The sequence below is a fragment of the Tateyamaria omphalii genome (assembly GCF_019802125.1).
In the GTDB taxonomy this organism is placed as follows: Bacteria; Pseudomonadota; Alphaproteobacteria; order Rhodobacterales; family Rhodobacteraceae; genus Tateyamaria; species Tateyamaria omphalii_B.
Genome location: NZ_JAHVHT010000001.1, coordinates 1,335,758 through 1,351,990 on the forward strand (window position 1 = coordinate 1,335,758; position 16,233 = coordinate 1,351,990).

Below are 16,233 nucleotides of genomic sequence, written 5' to 3' on the forward strand. Positions count from 1 at the left end.
AATCGGGCTTTTCAAACCGTGCATCGCAGACAAGTCTTCCGGACCATCGGTCCCGCGTTTAAGATCTCACCGATACCTGTCATTCCTGCAATCCGCAGACGCAAAGCCCGGATTTGGCGACATTCCTTTTATCCATGGAGCCGATGACAGCGGTGCGGCAGCCTTGGATACAACCTTGCAAAACGGCTCATGCCAGATGTGCGGTTGCTTCGATCTCCACCACCGCGTCATCCTCGACCAATGCCGAAACGACCACCATCGACATTGCGGGGAAATGTTTGCCGAACACCTCCCGATACACCGTGCCAACCTCAAATTGCCGTTTTGCGTATTCCTGTTTGTCGGTCACAAACCAGGTCAACCGCGTGATATCCGTCACCTGGCCCCCGGCAGCCTCAACGATATCCTTGATGTTTTGAAGCGCCTGGCGCATCTGGCCGATGAAATCCTTCGACACGAAGGTCTTGTCTGCGTCCCACCCGATCTGCCCTCCGATGTAGAGCGTGCCGTCTTTTGTCAGCATTCCGTTGGCGTAGCCCTTTGCCGGCAGCCAGCTTTCCGGATGGATTGTCTTGTGGCTCATGCCGCTTCTTCCTTTTGATCTTGAAGTTTTCGACGCAATGCATCGGGCCAAGGTGTCGGTTTTCCGTTTGCGTCGACATGAACAAGCACGCCGTTGGCCTCGAACCGCAGCTCCGATCCTGCATGGGCTGTCATGTCGTAGCTCATCGAGGTTCGTCCGACGCGGTCGATCATGATGCGCAGGACAAGGATGTCACCGTGGCGGCTGGGAGCTGTAAACCGCGCCTTGATCTCGGCCGTCGGCACCCCGGCCGACAACAGCAGCCCCTCCCACGGCGTGCCAAGGCACTGATCAAAAAACGCTTCCAGACTGTCATTGATCATCTCGAAATAGCGCGGGAAAAAGACGATGCCCGCAGGATCGCAGTGCCGAAACAAGACCTTTTGATGCACCTCAAACGTCATAGTCGTGTGCTCTTTCCGATATTCCGGCACCCTCTTCCGGGCCTTGCCGAGGCAATCGACCCTTCAGAATGGCCGAAGCGTGTCGCACCGCTGACAGCCCACATCACGCACGCACCGCTTTCGGCTTCAACATGAACCGCTGTATCTTGCCGGTTTGCGTTTTCGGCAAAGCATCGGCGAAAACGATGGACCTTGGGTACTTGTAGGGCGCAATGGCCGCTTTCACGTGATCCTGCAGTTCCTTGATCAGCACGTCGTCTGCTGAAAAACCCGCGTTCGCGACGACATGTGCCTCGACGATGTGCCCACGTTCCTCGTCCGGGGCGCCGATCACGGCGCATTCGGCGACGGCCGCATGGCTCAGAAGGGCGGCCTCCACCTCGGGACCGGCTATGTTGTATCCCGCCGAAATGATCATGTCGTCATTGCGCGCGGCGAAGTGGAAGTATCCTTCCTCGTCCTGGGTGAAGCTGTCGCCGGTGATGTTCCAGCCGTCCCTGACATATGCCGTCTGCCGCTCGTCCCTGAGGTAGCGGCATCCCGTTGGCCCGCGCACCGCCAGACGGCCAACTTGCCCCAAAGGCGCTTCGGTTCCGTCCTCGGCCAGCACCTTGGCTTCATATCCGGTCACCGGCTTCCCGGTGCAGGCAGGGCGGTGGTCGTCAAAACGGTTTGAGATGAAGATATGCAGCATCTCGGTTGCGCCGATCCCGTCAAGCATCGGCTTGCCAGTCCTGACGATCCATTCGTCATAGACCGGCTTGGGCAACGTCTCACCCGCTGAGACCGCCGCGCGCAGGCTGGACAGATCTGCGCCCTCCTCCATGGCGCGCAGCATGACGCGGTAGGCCGTGGGCGCCGTGAAACAGACCGTCGCTTTGTACTTTTCGATGATCTCGATCATGTTCGGCGGCGTCGCCTGTTCGAGCAGTGTCGCCGTGGCGCCGAACCGCAGCGGAAACAGTGCAAGCCCGCCCAATCCGAAGGTAAAGGCGAGCGGCGGCGATCCGACAAAGACATCTTCGGGCACGACGCCCAGCACCTCCTTCGCGTAGCCGTCCGCGATGATCATCAGATCCCGGTGGAAGTGCATCGTCGCCTTGGGCTCACCGGTCGAACCGCTTGTGAACCCCAGAAGTGCCACATCATCACGGCTGGTCGGCACCGCCTCGAAGGTGACGGGTTTTTCCAGCGCCAGCCGATCCAGCTCCGCATCATGATTGGAGGTGCCATCGAAGGAGAGGACCTTGAGCGTGGGGCATTCGGCAGCGCAGCCCTCCATCTCCTCCATCAGGCGTGCGTCGCAGAGCGCAAAGCCGACCTCGGCCTTTTCCACGTATTTCCGGAGTTCGACAGCCCGCAGCATGGGCATGGTGTTGATGACAACCGCTCCGACCTTGGTCGCCGCGAGCCAACAGGCCACCATGGCGGGATTGTTCGCAGAGCGGATCATGACGCGATTGCCCGGCTGCACGCCCAGATCATCGACGAGGACATGCGCCAGCCTGTTGGTCCAGTCGCTGAGTTCCTTGTAGGTGCGCATGCGCCCGTTGCCGATCAGCGCCGTATGGTCCCCGAACCCTTTGGCGACCATCGCATCGGTCAGCTCGTATCCGGCATTGAGCACCTCGGGATAGTCGAACCCGTCCAGCAGGAAGTCAGGCTGATCGGTCTGGGCCGGGAGGTTGTCGCGGGCAAATGTGTCAACGTGAGCCGTCGCGCCTAGCATTGCGATCCTCCGTGATGAGCGGCCATGGTCTGGCGGGCGATGATGATCTTTTGCACATCGGAGGCGCCTTCGTAGATGCGCAGGGCGCGGATCTCGCGATAAAGCGTCTCAACCGGCATGCCGGAACGCACGCCATCGCCGCCGAAAAGCTGCACCGCCTTGTCGATCACCTGTTGCGCCTGATCGGTGGCAAAGAGCTTGGCCATCGCCGCCTCGCGCGTCACACGAGGCGCGCCGCTGTCCTTGGCCCAGGCGGCGCGGTAGATCAGCAGCGCGCTGGCATCGATGTCGAGCGCCATGTCCGCGATGTGCCCCTGCACCATCTGCAAGTCCGCGAGGGGTGCGCCCTGTACGTTTCGCGTTTTGACGCGGGCCAGAGCCTCGTCCAGCGCCCGCCGCGCAAAGCCGAGCGCTGCGGCCGCCACGGTCGAGCGGAAGACATCCAGCACAGACATGGCGATCTTGAACCCCTGCCCCGGCGCGCCGATCAGATCACCTGCCGGGACGCGCACATCATCAAATCGCAGCCGGGCCAAGGGATGCGGCGCAATGGTCTGCAACCGTTCGACAACCTCGAACCCCGGCAAATCGGGTGTAACGACGAACGCGGACATGCCCTTGGCGCCCGATGCCTCCTCCTCGCTGCGGGCAAAGACCGTGTAGACGTCCGCGATCCCGCCGTTTGAAATCCAGGTCTTCTCACCGCTGAGGACGAAGTGGTTGCCATCGCGCGTGGCGGTCATCGTGTTGTTGGCCACGTCCGAACCCGATCCGGGCTCGGTCAGCGCAAAGGCAGAGATTGCCGAGCCGCTTCGTGTCCTTGGCAGCCACGTCTGCTTTTGCGCGTCGGACCCAAAGAGCGAAATCGCCCCTGTCCCCAGCCCCTGCATTGCAAAAGCGAAATCCGCCAGCCCGTCGTGACGTGCCAGAATTTCGCGGCAGAGGCACAGGCCGCGCACATCGAGCACGCCGTTCTCACTGCCGGTATGCGCCAGCAGCCCCGCCTCACCCAATTGGGCAACCAGATGTCGGCAGGCCGCATCGGTGTCCGCGTGATCCACGGAAAGGCCCTGCGCAACCTCTTCGACGCGTTCTGCCAGAACAGCATGCTCGGGCGCAAAAAACGGCCAGGACAGGAAGCTCTGATCGCTCATCAGTTGCCCTCGAACACTGGTTTTTCCTTGGCAACAAACGCGGTGTAGGCGCGTTCAAAATCACCGGTCTGCATGCAGATCGCCTGGGCCTGCGCCTCGGCCTCGATGGCTTGCTCGATCGACATCGACCATTCCTGCGCCAGCATCGTCTTGGTCATCATATGCGCAAAGTTGGGTCCCGCCGCGATGCGTTCGGCCATCTCCTGCGCGGTTGTGGTCAAGCTATCCTGCGGCACAACCCGATTGTAAAAGCCCCAGGCCGCCCCTTCATCTGCCGACATCGACCGCCCGGTGTAGAGCAATTCCGCTGCGCGTCCCTGCCCGATCAGCCGCGGAAGTATCGCGCACGCCCCCATATCGCACCCGGCCAGACCAACACGTGTGAACAGAAAAGCGCATTTGGCCTCGGGCGTGGCGATCCGTAGATCCGACGCCATGGCGATGATGGCCCCGGCCCCTACGCAGACACCGTCAATGGCAGCGATCACCGGTTTGCCGCAGTTGACGATTGCCTTGACCAGATCCCCGGTCATACGGGTGAAGGTCAGGAGTTCCTTCATGTTCATCCGGGTCAGTGGGCCGATGATGTCGTGAACGTCACCGCCGGACGAGAAGTTGCCACCGTTGGACCCGAAAATGACGACATCAAGATCGTCGCGATAGACAAGGCCACGAAACCAATCGCGCAGTTCCGCATAGCTTTCGAAGGTCAGGGGGTTTTTCCGGTCCGGCCGGTCCAGCGCCACATGGGCAACGCGCTTTTCAATCCGACATTGGAAATGTTCGACGGGCTCAGTCATCACGGGCTCTCCTTGCGGTCAGGCTGGTCTCCAACGTCTGCAGGTCATCCGCCAATGCGCGCGCGGATTCCGCGTCAAACCCTGACAACATGTCGCTGATCCACGCCTCATGTGCGGCAGCCTGCCGGGCAAATTCCTCTTGTCCGCGCTGAGTGAGCCGCACCAGCGACGCGCGACGATCCCCCGGCACCGGAACCCGGATCAACAACCCTTCCTCGGCCAGCCGATCCACAATGCCCGTGACGTTGCCATTGGACACTTTCAGCACGCCCGAGATCTGGCTCATCTTCAGGCCATCGGCATATCGTGACAGGGCTGCCAGCACATCGAACCGCGGCAAGGTCGTGTTGAACTCCGCCTTGAGGTTCTCGCGCAGGGAGTTTTCGACAGAGCGGCTGGCTTTCAGGAACCGCAGCCAAAGGCGCAATCGCTCCTTGGAGGCGGTTTCCAAGGGGGCCTTGGACGGGCTTATGGTCATATTTCGCCTCCTGACAGGCTGAGCGCGTGGCCGTTCACGGCCTGGGCGGCTTCCGACAAAAGCCACATGACCGCGCTTGCCACTTCTTCGGTTTGGACAAAGCGTTTTTGCGGGTTGTTCGCGGCCAGCGACTTGGCCGCCTCCTCACGCGCCATACCCGTCTTGTCGACGATGTTGGCGATGGACCGGTCCAGCATGGGCGTTTCCACGAAACCCGGACAAACCGCGTTCACTGTGATCCCGGTGCGTGCAAGTTCCAGTGCCAGCGCGCGGGTCATGCCCACGACACCATGCTTGGCTGCGCAATATCCCGACACATAAGGATACCCTTTGAGCCCCGCAGTCGACGCCACTGCAACCAGACGGCCGGTCCCGGCCTCCATCATATCCGGAAGCGCAGCCTTCCAGAGGTGGAACACTCCGGCCAAATTGACATCCGTCATCGCTCGCAGGTCGCTGCCTGTCATCTTGTGAAAGGGTAAGGAGGTCGCAGCACCTGCATTGGCAATCGCGGCCCCTATCGGGCCCTGATCGTTGCGCGCAGCCATGCAGGCGGCTGCGACGGCCTCCTCATCGGTCACATCACAGATCTGGTAGGGAAGGTTTTGTGCGGCCAGCGAGGCTTCGGTCCGGCCGAGGATTGTCACTGCGTGGCCGTCGCGCGCGAGGGTTTGCGCGATCTCTGCGCCGACGCCCGTGCCGCCACCTGACACCACAACATGCATGATCAGACCCGCCCGGCCATTTCCATGGCCCGGTCCGCCAGCCGCCAAGCCTGGTCACGCCCGGCTTCATAGGGTTTGGGCCAGACCTCCTGCCGATCACCGATCTCGGCCGCGGCGTGCAGTGTCCAATAGGGATCCGACAGATGAGGCCGCGCGAGACAGACCAGATCCGCCCGGCCCGCCATCAGGATCGAGTTGACGTGGTCCGGCTCATAGATGTTGCCGACCGCCATCGTTCTGATCCCACGCTCGTTACGAATACGGTCGGAAAATGGGGTCTGGAACATGCGCCCGTAGACAGGCTGTGCCTGTGTCGAGGTTTGCCCCGCAGAGACGTCGATGATGTCGGCACCAGCGGCCTCGAAAGCAGCCGCAATTCTGACGGCTTCTTCGGCTGTCACCCCATCGTCCCCCGCCCAATCGCTTGCAGAGATCCGCACCGACATCGGCTTGTGCGCTGGCCATACCTTTCTCATCGCGCCGAAGACCTCCAGCGGATAGCGCAGGCGGTTCTCGAGGCTGCCGCCGTAGGCGTCGTTGCGGGTGTTGGACAGCGGGGAAATGAAGGACGAGATGAGGTAACCATGCGCCGCGTGCAGTTCGATCATGTCAAAACCCGCGCGCTCTGCCATCTGAGCCGCCGATACGAACTCCTCGCGAATGCGATCCATATCGTCGCGATCCATGGCCTTGGGCACGGCGTTTTCGTCCGACCACGGAATCGCTGATGCGGACAGAACCGGCCAATTGCCGTCAGGCAGAGGTTCATCCATACCGTCCCAGCCCAAGCGCGTTGACCCTTTGCGCCCCGCATGACCGATCTGGCAACAGATCTTGGCCTCTGTTTCGGCATGAACAAAACTCGTCAACCGCTTCCAGGCTGCCTCATGCTCTGGAGCATATAGCCCCGGACAACCTGGCGTGATGCGCCCATCGGCCGAGGTACAGGTCATTTCGGTGTAGACCAGCCCCGCGCCGCCCTTGGCGCGTTCGCCGTAATGTATCAGGTGCCAGTCGGTCGGACAGCCATCGACAGCTTTGTACTGGGCCATCGGCGAGACGACGATACGGTTCTTCAACTCCATCTCGCGCAACCGGAAAGGCGCGAACATCGGCGCGCGCGCCGGTGCGTTGCGCCCGGCACCTGCCTGTTCCATGAACCAGCTTTCTGCCGAGCCCAACCATTCGGCATCGCGCTCGCGCAGGTTTTCGTGGCTGATCCTCTGACTGCGTGTGAGCAGCGAATAGTTCAATTGCACCGGGTCAAGATCGAGATACCGCTCCACATCCTCAAACCACTCAACTGAATTTCGCGCCGCCGATTGCAGTCGTAGCACCTCAAGCCGGCGTTCTTCTTCATAGCGCGTGAATGCCGCGTCCAATGTGTCTTCGGACTGGATCAAGTCAGCGAGCGAAATGGCGCTTTCGAGGGCCAGCTTTGTGCCTGACCCGATGGAAAAATGTGCCGTGGCGGCCGCGTCCCCCAAAAGCACGACGTTTTCGTGATGCCACTTTTCGCAAAGAACACGCGGAAACCGCAGCCAGGCAGAGCCGCGGATGTGGTTCGCGTTGGTCATCAGCGGGTGGCCGTCCAGGTGATCGCGGAACACATCTTCACAGATGGCGATGCTGTCCTGCTGGCTCAGATTGCCGAAACCATAGGCGTCGAACGTCTCCTGCGTGCATTCGACAATAAACGTCGCCGTCTCGTCATCGAATTGGTAGGCGTGCGCCCAAAGCCAGCCCTTGTCGGTTTTCTCGAAAATGAAGGTGAAGGCGTCATCGAACTTCTGATGCGTCCCGAGCCATACGAACTGACACAGCCGCCGATCGATATCCGGCTGAAAGACATCGGCAAATTCCGTGCGGGTCTTTGAATTCAGCCCGTCGGCCGCGATCACGATGTCATAGTCTTCCTTGTAAGCGCTCGCGCTCTCGACCTCGGTTTCGAACTTCAGCACAACGCCCAGTTCTCGCGCGCGCTCTTGCAACAGCAGCAACAAGCGCTTGCGGCCGATACCGCAGAACCCATGACCACCGGACACAGTGCGCTTGCCCTGATGGACCAGCGCGACATCGTCCCAATAGGCGAAATGCGCGCGGATCGCATCGGCGCTGACCGCATCGTTTTGCGCAAGGTTATCGAGCGTCTCATCCGACAGAACGACACCCCATCCGAACGTGTCGTCGGGGCGGTTGCGTTCGATCACGACGACCTCCGCGCCGGGATCACGCAGCTTCATCGAGATTCCGAAGTACAAACCCGCCGGACCGCCACCGAGACAAGCAATGCGCATTTCAAGGCCCCTTTTTCGACTTCACGTGTTGACGGTATGGGGCGTTCACATCAATTTCAAGTACAAATATTTTATACTTGAAGTAAATGCATGAATGACTACGCTCCGCGGCAAATCGCAGAGGAGTGCCAAGATGAATGCCCCGACAGCCATGACAACCGGCCCCGAAATTGCCCGTACGAAACCTGCACCGCTCGCCTGGGACGATCCATTCCTGCTGGAGCAGCAATTGTCGGAGGAAGAGCGCATGGTGCGTGACGCCGCCCACGCCTATGCCAAGGATGGGCTTTTGCGCCGCGTGGTCGATGGCAACCGGCACGAAGTCTTTGACAGAGAGATCATGACCGAGATGGGCGCACTCGGCCTCCTGGGTTCCACCCTGCCCGAGGAATATGGCGGTGTGGGCGCGAACTATGTGTCATATGGTCTTGTCGCGCGTGAGGTCGAGCGGATCGACAGTGGCTATCGCTCGGCCATGTCGGTGCAAAGCTCTCTGGTGATGCATCCGATCTATGCCTACGGAACGGAACAGCAGCGGCAAAAGTATCTGCCGAAACTAGCAAGCGGTGAATGGGTTGGATGCTTTGGGCTGACCGAGCCCGATGCAGGCTCCGATCCAGCAAGCATGACCACACGCGCAAAACCCGTCGACGGTGGCTTCATCCTTTCAGGAGCGAAGAACTGGATCACAAATGCACCGATCGCGGATGTGTTCGTTGTTTGGGCCAAGTCGGAAGCGCATGACGGCAAGATCAAAGGTTTCATTCTGGAAAAGGGCATGACGGGCCTCCATGCGCCCAAGATCAATGGCAAGTTTTCTTTGCGCGCGTCGATCACGGGCATGATCCAGATGGATGAGGTTTTTGTACCCCAGGAGAACCTGTTGCCAGAAGTGTCCGGCCTTGCAGGTCCGTTTGGCTGCCTGAACCGCGCGCGCTACGGCATTTGCTGGGGTGCGATGGGCGCGGCAGAAGCGTGTTTCCATGCCGCCCGGCAATACACACTCGACCGCAAACAGTTCGGCAGACCGCTTGCGCAAACCCAGCTTGTCCAGAAGAAACTGGCCGACATGCAGACCGAGATCGCGCTTGGCCTGCAGGGTGCGCTGCAATTGGGTCGTATGCTGGATGCCCACACTGCCCCTGCAGAGCTCATCAGCCTGATGAAACGCAACAATTGCGGAAAGGCACTCGGCATCTCGCGGGAGGCCCGGGACATGCACGGCGGCAACGGGATCAGCGACGAATACGGCGTGATCCGCCACGTGATGAACCTGGAGGCCGTCAACACATACGAAGGCACCCATGATGTCCATGCCTTGATCCTTGGACGCGGGATCACAGGTTTGCAGGCCTTTCACTGACGACGATGTCCCTTTCGGTCATCTAGCGCCGTCTGTGACTGGGAGGTTTGCCAAATCGCGCTTTGTAGTCACGTGAGAACCGGCCCAGATGAGAAAAACCACAGCTGTAAGCGGCGTCCGTTACGCTGACCGGGTCCTGCCCCTGGATCAACATGTAATGCGCCATGTCGAGCCGTGCGGATTTGACATACTGCATCGGCGACAATCCAAAGTTCGCACGGAAACCGAGTTGCAGTGTGCGTACATTGACGTCGGCGGCATTTGCGATCTGGGTCAGGTCAATCGGGTCGATCAGGTTGGCATGTATGTAGTCGACCGCGCGTCTGAGCGCCGCGGGCAGGATCTGATCTCCTGACGCATCAATCATGTGCGTTATGTTGCTGCGTTGATGGGTCAGCAACGCAAGGGCGAGTTGCGTTTCAATCTGATGATCATGCCCCATCCTTGCCGGTGAAAACAGACGGCCCTGTTCAATAGCCATCGCACAGGACACCATCTGTCGACGGATCAGCGCTCCGCCAGCGCGCTGCATGTCCAATTCGGCTTCAAAGCGGATCGGGCCGGGCAGCTCGCGCCCGATCAGGGATTGCGCGACCCTTTCCAGATGGGCCTTGTCGATCTGCATAAGCAGCTTTGCGCAGTCGTGGCTCCACACCATCTGCGTGGTCCGATCCGGGTTCAGCACAGACGCAACCTGGGTGCTTGCAAACACGTCCGAACCGCGATGGCGAATGTGCGCCTGCCCCGCAACCGGCACTTGGACGAGATAGAATGTCCTTAGCGCGCCGGGGTCGATCAATACGTCCCCGCCGTAGCGGATATAGTTGAGAGACACGGCCCGGCCCGCCGCATGGTTGTGCGTGACGGAAAGAGACACCCTTTTGCCCAAAGGTTCCAACCGGTGATCACAGAACTTCCGTGCAACGGTCGCGCGCGCTTCGTCGACCGAAGAGGTCTCGAACAAGCGGTTCGCGCTTAGGTATTCAAGCGTATCCCTCAGAACATGTGTCTCCCCTCAATCAGCGTTCCAAGGATCGGGAGAAATTTCAAGCCTGAAGAAATTCCTTTCGTTTTTTGGATAAAGCCTTCCGGCAAACAGGTGCAGCATCCCTCGATCATCAAAAGGGGAGCGATCATGGACAGCGGAGTAGTCACCGCATCAAGCGGCATCGAAAACATCACGTGGAATGTCGTGGGCCAGACCTATGTGCCCAAACTCATCAGTCCCAACGCCTTTGTCTGGCACGCAATCATTCCGGCAGAGACGTTCGTTCCGCCGCATATTCATCCGACACAGGACGAATGGATCACGGTGCTGTCCGGCGACCTCGAAGTCGAATTCGGGCATGACGAAGGCAATGTCACCACCCACAATGCGACCGCTGGAGACATCGTGCGCATGCCAATGGGTAGATCGCACGGCATCTTCAACCGCTCTGGTGCCGAGGCGCGCTGTATCTTCGGTGTGGCGCCATCGCGTAAGCTGTTTGACCTGTTTCAGGCGCTCGACGGTGTCACCGATCCGGCCGAACTGACCCGCCTGTCCGCGCTGCACGAGGTCGATTTCCTCCCGCCCCCGCCCGACGCACAATAAGGAGACGGCAGCATGATAGAGCGCAAGAAGGTCGCCGTGATCGGCGGTGGTGTGTCCGGATTGGCTGCAGCCAAGGCCTTTGATGAACGTGGTCACCGGGTCGTGGGCTTTGAGCGCAGCCATGACTTTGGCGGCGTATGGGAGCCCAGCCGGTCCTATCCGGATGTACAGACCCAATCGCCCAAGGATCTGTATTGCTACACCGACCATCCGATGCCGGACAGCTATCCGGAATGGCCCAAAGGCCCTCAGGTGCACGCATACCTGCACTCCTATGCCGAGAAGCACAACACGGCACGGCTGTTCAAACTGAATACCAACGTCAAGGCGATGAACCAACGCTCCGATGGACAGCCAGGCTGGACGCTGACCCTGGAGGCTGGCAGCCATAGGTGGCACGAGGATTTCGACTTTGTTGCGGTGGCCACGGGCCAATTCTCGGACAAGAACATCATCCGCCATCCCGGTCAGGATGGCTTTGTCGCCGCCGGCGGGGCGGTCATGCACTCGTCGGAATACACAGACCCGGAGATGATCAAGGGCAAGCGGGTGGTCGTGCTGGGCGGGTCAAAGTCAGCGACAGATATTGCAGTCAACGCCGCCAACAGCGGCGCACGGTCAGTACATTGGGTTTATCTCGAACCGGTTTGGCGGGTGCCCTATTTCGTGGGCGGCATCAATTTCAAGCGCCTGCTCTACATGCGCGCGCAAGAGCAGCAGTTCAACGCCTGGGGCAAAAGCGCGCTTCAACGTGTCGTGGCGGCGGTGTTGAAACCGCTGGTGTGGGCAAACTTCCGGGGCCTGGAAACACTGTTGAAGACCCAGCTTGGCCTGAGGAAATACGGGCTCGTTCCGAAAGCTCCCATCGAGCGCGAAGTGTCTTGCTCGGTCCCGATCGTGACCCCAGGTCTGTTCGAGGCTTTGAAAGCCGGGAAGATCAAGAACATCGAGGGCACCTTTGACCGCTACGACGGGAAAACCATCCATCTTACCGGTGGGGAGAAGATAGAGGCCGACACCACCATCCTCGCCGTGGGGTGGAAGCTGGGCGTGCCCTATCTGCCGCAGGAGTTTCAGGACAAGCTGATTGAACCGGACGGCCAATACCGGGTCTACCGGCTGGCAGTGAACCCGGATTTGCCCGACATGGGATTTGTCGGATTCAATTCGAGCTTCTGTACGGTTCTGTCCGCCGAAATGATTGCAAACTGGCTGGTGCGCTATGCAGACGGTCAGCTGTCCAACCAGCCCACGACGTCCCAGATGAATAGCAACATCGACCTGATGCTGAACTGGAAGCGCGCCGAACGCCCCGCCGCCCAGATCTATGGCGGTCTGTGTTCCGCACCCTTCCATTTCAAGCATTTTGATGAACTGCTGGCAGATATGGGAGCGCGCAAGACCAAGCGCAGCAACCCCCTGGCCGAACAGTTCGGATATCCAAGCCACACGGCCTATGGTGAATTTTTGGCGTCTTGCCCGCAATACCAGGCCGGATAGCGGCAAGGGGCCGGCGCTTGGGCTAAAGGACGCGTTGGCACCGGGAAAGACCCCGACGTCGGGCGAGAGCGCCCGTGTCACACACTCGCAAAACGGAGAACGTCACATGAAAGATCTTGAAAAAGGCATCACCCGGAACGGCATCGGCTACAAGGAGACGACCTGGAACATTCTGGGTCAGGCCTACTATCCCAAGGCCGTTTGCGAGACGACCTTCGCGTTCGAGACGAACTCGAACCCGGGCGATCACGTGCCGGTGCACGTCCATCCAACCCAGGACGAGTTCATTCTCGTTCAGGAAGGTGAGCTCGACCTGAAACTCGACGGTGTCTGGACCAAGGCGAGAGCTGGAGACATCGTTCGAATGCCGATGGGCATTCCTCATGGCTACTTCAACAAGTCAGACAAACCCTGCCGCGCGCTGTTTTGGGTGTCTCCGACGGGCAAGCTCAAAGACCTTTTCGAAGAACTGGATGAGATGACGGATGTCGAACAAATCGTCAAAATCTCTGCCGCCCATGACGTTGATTTCCTGCCGCCGGAGGCAAATGAGTAGAAGGCACCAGCTTCATGATCTCCGGCCGCTCCTGCGCAAGCAAGTGAACGACACCCTGCATCCCGATGGGGCAGAGACTGCAAGAGAAAGCGCGGTTCTGTGTCGTTCGGCGTCGGGTACTTCGCTTCGGGCCAGAATCCGTAATGGCGAGCGGCCTGTAAAAATCACGGTTGAAAACATAAATCATATACGATTTACAAAATAGAGCATGAACGCTACTGTGCCGGTGAAAGGCGGTGCATTGATGCAAACCTCATCAAAGTCGGATGCTCTTTATGCCCAGATGAGAGCAGATATCCTGTCACTCGATCTGACACCGGGAAGCGCCCTGCGCCTCCCGGCCCTGTCCGAGCGATATGACGTCGGTGTGACCCCGATCCGGGAGTGCCTGAACCGGCTGAGCACTGACAAACTGGTTGTTATCGAGCACAACAAGGGCTTTCGCGTGGCGGACCTGGCGCTGGGGGATCTGCTGGATATCGAACGCGGTCGCAGCACGATCGAAGGTGCCTTGTTCTTGCGCGCGATCCGGAACGGAGGTGACGCTTGGGAGGCTGCGATCATAGGCGCCCACCACCATCTGGCCGCGACATCACCGGTATCGGTTCTGGGCACGCAAGACGAGCTGGACCGCTGGAACAGGCGGCATGCTGCGTTCCATGACGCCTTGATCGCGGGCGCCGATGCGCCGTGGATGCAGCACTTCCGCCAGCAACTGACCGACCAGCTTGGACGCTATCAGAAGTATATTCAGACCGGCTTGCGGGACCTATACGAAAGCCACCCGGACGCCGCTCCCAAAGCGGCCGAAACATATGCGACCGCATTGGCGATGAAACCGCATGATGAACTTTATCAGGTGGCCCTATTACGCGACGAAACCGCCGCGGAGGCCGTCTTTCAAAGCCATGTCAACTTGTCGCTTCATGCCTTTGAGAACCTCATGGCGCTGATCCCGGCCAACACGGCGATGGCCCGGACATTGCGCATACCGATGGTGGAGATCCAGATATGACAGCCTATGACCCATCTGCGGACGGTGCACAGATGTCCTTTGCCAAGGACATGTCCTACATCGACTACCTCGCGCTTGATCCCATCCTTGGTGCCCAGCATCGCAAGTCTGACGCGCATGATGAAATGCTGTTCATCATCCAGCATCAGACTTCCGAGCTCTGGATGCGCCTGGCGCTCCACGAGCTTGCCATCGCGCGCGAAGAATTGGCTGATGGCAACTTTCCGGCCGTGTTCAAGATGTTGGCACGGGTGGCGCGGATCTTTGAACAACTCAACAGCGCCTGGGACGTGCTGCGCACGATGACGCCGAGCGAATACACGGCGTTCCGGGACGATCTGGGCAAGTCGTCGGGCTTTCAGTCGCACCAGTACCGGCTTATCGAGTTCATCTTCGGCAACCGCAATACCTCGATGATGAAAATGCACGCGCACCGGCCCGAACTGCACCATATGCTGACGCAGGAAATAGGTCGCAAATCGATGTATCATGTGGCCCTGGATCAACTGGCGGGTCATCTTGGGGTGAACTTCGAACCGACAGCGTACAGGCTCGACCAACCCCACGAGGCGCATCAATCCGTGATGGACGCATGGACCGTGGTGTATGAAGACCCGGGCAAGCACTGGCCCCTTTACGAATTGGCGGAAAAGCTTGTCGACATTGAGGATTACTTCCGTCGATGGCGCTTCAACCACGTGACAACCGTTGAGCGCATCATCGGGTTCAAGCGCGGTACCGGTGGCACATCGGGCGTGAAATACCTGCGCAAGATGCTCGAGGTCGAGCTCTTTCCGGAACTCTGGCATCTGAGGGGACAACTATGAAAGACGCCGCTTACACTCTGCCCATGAAGGATCGTTTCGAGCTGCCACCGGGCATGATCTATCTGGATGGCAACTCCCTGGGTCCGCTGCCCAAAGGCACATCGGACAGGCTGCAGACAATGGTGGCCCAGGAATGGGGTCAGCACCTGATAACGGGCTGGAACCGGGACGGATGGATGGAACAGCCCGCGCGCGTGGGAAACATGATCGCCCGGCTGATCGGTGCGCCGGAGGGCAGCGTCACCATGGGCGACACGCTTTCGGTCAAGGTCTATCAGGCGCTTTCGGCAGCGCTCAAGATGCGGCCCGAGCGACGGGTGATCTTGTCCGACAGCGGGAATTTTCCGTCGGATCTTTATATGGCGCAGGGCCTGATCCGGCAGCTTGGCCAAGGATATCAGTTGCGCGTGGTGGCACCTGAAGAGGTCGGCGATGCCATGGACGACACCATTGCCGTCGCGATGATCACCCAGGTGGATTACCGGACCGGACGGATGCATGACATGGCGGAGATCACGAGGGCCGCCCATGCTGCAGGGGTCGTCATGCTATGGGACCTTGCCCACAGTGCGGGGGCGCTGCCGGTCGATCTGGCCACCGCCAACTGTGAATTCGCGGTGGGCTGCACCTACAAATACCTCAATGGCGGACCTGGGGCACCGGCCTTTATCTACGCGCGCAGCGACGTGGCCCCGATCATGGAACCGGCTCTGGCGGGGTGGCTGGGTCATGACGCCCCGTTTGCCTTTGAACCGGACTACCGCCCTGCCCCCGGCATCGCCCGCATGCGCGTCGGCACACCGCCGGTGATGCAGATGACCGCGCTTGAGCACGCTCTGTCGATCTGGGACGAGGTGGATATGAATGCCCTGCGCGCGGCATCCATCGCGCTCTGCGATCTCTTCATCAGCGAGGTCGAGGCGCGCTGCCCCGGCTTGACCCTGGTCAGCCCACGCGACGGTGCCGAACGGGGCAGTCAGGTCTCCTTTGCTTTCGAACATGGGTATGCGGCGATGCAAGCACTGATTGATCGGAAGGTTATCGGAGATTTTCGCGCGCCAAACATCATGCGCTTCGGTTTCACGCCGCTCTACATTGATGAGGGTGACGTGCTGAAGGCGGTGGATGTTCTGGAACAGGTTGTCCGGAACCGTCTATGGGACAATGCGGTGTATCAACGAAAGGCGCTGGTCACCTGAGGGCGACAG

General features: G+C 59.9%; 16 protein-coding genes. 7 read left to right on the forward strand and 9 right to left on the reverse strand.

Annotation, left to right across the window (positions count from 1 at the left end):
• Positions 1-187: 187 nt before the first annotated feature.
• The 8 genes from KUV51_RS06690 to KUV51_RS06725 form a co-directional block, all read right to left on the reverse strand.
• Entirely contained in the window at positions 188-583 is a 396-nt protein-coding gene (locus tag KUV51_RS06690; RefSeq protein ID WP_222520780.1) for a RidA family protein, read from the reverse strand.
• Positions 580-987 carry an acyl-CoA thioesterase gene (locus KUV51_RS06695; RefSeq protein WP_222520781.1) on the reverse strand — a complete coding sequence of 136 codons (408 nt, stop codon included), beginning with the start codon at positions 985-987 and terminating at the stop codon, positions 580-582. The genes KUV51_RS06690 and KUV51_RS06695 overlap by 4 nt, the downstream gene beginning before the upstream one ends.
• Positions 988-1,090: 103 nt before the next feature.
• Entirely contained in the window at positions 1,091-2,716 is a 1,626-nt protein-coding gene (locus KUV51_RS06700; RefSeq protein WP_222520782.1) for an AMP-binding protein, read from the reverse strand.
• A complete protein-coding gene (locus tag KUV51_RS06705) occupies positions 2,710-3,870 on the reverse strand; it encodes an acyl-CoA dehydrogenase family protein (protein ID WP_222520783.1) in 1,161 nt (386 codons plus the stop codon). Before KUV51_RS06705 ends, KUV51_RS06700 begins: the two co-directional genes overlap by 7 nt.
• Entirely contained in the window at positions 3,870-4,670 is an 801-nt protein-coding gene (locus KUV51_RS06710; RefSeq protein ID WP_222520784.1) for an enoyl-CoA hydratase family protein, read from the reverse strand. Before KUV51_RS06710 ends, KUV51_RS06705 begins: the two co-directional genes overlap by 1 nt.
• Entirely contained in the window at positions 4,663-5,148 is a 486-nt protein-coding gene (locus tag KUV51_RS06715; protein WP_222520785.1) for a MarR family winged helix-turn-helix transcriptional regulator, read from the reverse strand. Before KUV51_RS06715 ends, KUV51_RS06710 begins: the two co-directional genes overlap by 8 nt.
• Entirely contained in the window at positions 5,145-5,873 is a 729-nt protein-coding gene (locus tag KUV51_RS06720) for an SDR family NAD(P)-dependent oxidoreductase (protein WP_222520786.1), read from the reverse strand. The genes KUV51_RS06715 and KUV51_RS06720 overlap by 4 nt, the downstream gene beginning before the upstream one ends.
• Before the next feature lie 2 nt (positions 5,874-5,875).
• Positions 5,876-8,170: a bifunctional salicylyl-CoA 5-hydroxylase/oxidoreductase gene (locus tag KUV51_RS06725; protein WP_222520787.1), complete on the reverse strand. Its 2,295-nt coding sequence runs from the start codon at positions 8,168-8,170 to the stop codon at positions 5,876-5,878.
• 151 nt (positions 8,171-8,321) lie between these two features.
• Here KUV51_RS06725 and KUV51_RS06730 point away from each other — a divergent pair, with 151 nt between their 5' ends.
• Positions 8,322-9,533 (forward strand): acyl-CoA dehydrogenase, encoded by a 1,212-nt coding sequence (locus KUV51_RS06730; protein WP_222521272.1) that lies wholly within the window; start codon positions 8,322-8,324, stop codon positions 9,531-9,533.
• A gap of 22 nt (positions 9,534-9,555) precedes the next feature.
• On the opposite strand, the gene KUV51_RS06735 is transcribed toward KUV51_RS06730, so the two are convergent.
• Entirely contained in the window at positions 9,556-10,497 is a 942-nt protein-coding gene (locus tag KUV51_RS06735) for an AraC family transcriptional regulator (protein ID WP_261385672.1), read from the reverse strand.
• A 171-nt stretch (positions 10,498-10,668) separates the two neighbouring features.
• Between KUV51_RS06735 and KUV51_RS06740 the strand changes: the two genes are divergently transcribed.
• From KUV51_RS06740 to kynU, 6 genes are all read left to right on the forward strand, one after another.
• Entirely contained in the window at positions 10,669-11,127 is a 459-nt protein-coding gene (locus KUV51_RS06740; RefSeq protein WP_222520788.1) for a cupin domain-containing protein, read from the forward strand.
• A gap of 12 nt (positions 11,128-11,139) precedes the next feature.
• Entirely contained in the window at positions 11,140-12,627 is a 1,488-nt protein-coding gene (locus KUV51_RS06745; protein WP_222520789.1) for a flavin-containing monooxygenase, read from the forward strand.
• A 106-nt stretch (positions 12,628-12,733) separates the two neighbouring features.
• Complete coding sequence (locus KUV51_RS06750; protein ID WP_222520790.1) at positions 12,734-13,183, forward strand: cupin domain-containing protein; 450 nt, start codon at positions 12,734-12,736, stop codon at positions 13,181-13,183.
• Between the two features lie 244 nt (positions 13,184-13,427).
• On the forward strand, positions 13,428-14,198 hold the full coding sequence (locus KUV51_RS06755; protein ID WP_222520791.1) for a GntR family transcriptional regulator: 771 nt from the start codon (positions 13,428-13,430) through the stop codon (positions 14,196-14,198).
• Positions 14,195-15,025 carry a tryptophan 2,3-dioxygenase gene (locus tag KUV51_RS06760; protein WP_222520792.1) on the forward strand — a complete coding sequence of 277 codons (831 nt, stop codon included), beginning with the start codon at positions 14,195-14,197 and terminating at the stop codon, positions 15,023-15,025. Before KUV51_RS06755 ends, KUV51_RS06760 begins: the two co-directional genes overlap by 4 nt.
• Entirely contained in the window at positions 15,022-16,224 is a 1,203-nt protein-coding gene (kynU, locus tag KUV51_RS06765; RefSeq protein ID WP_222520793.1) for a kynureninase, read from the forward strand. The genes KUV51_RS06760 and kynU overlap by 4 nt, the downstream gene beginning before the upstream one ends.
• Positions 16,225-16,233: the final 9 nt, after the last annotated feature.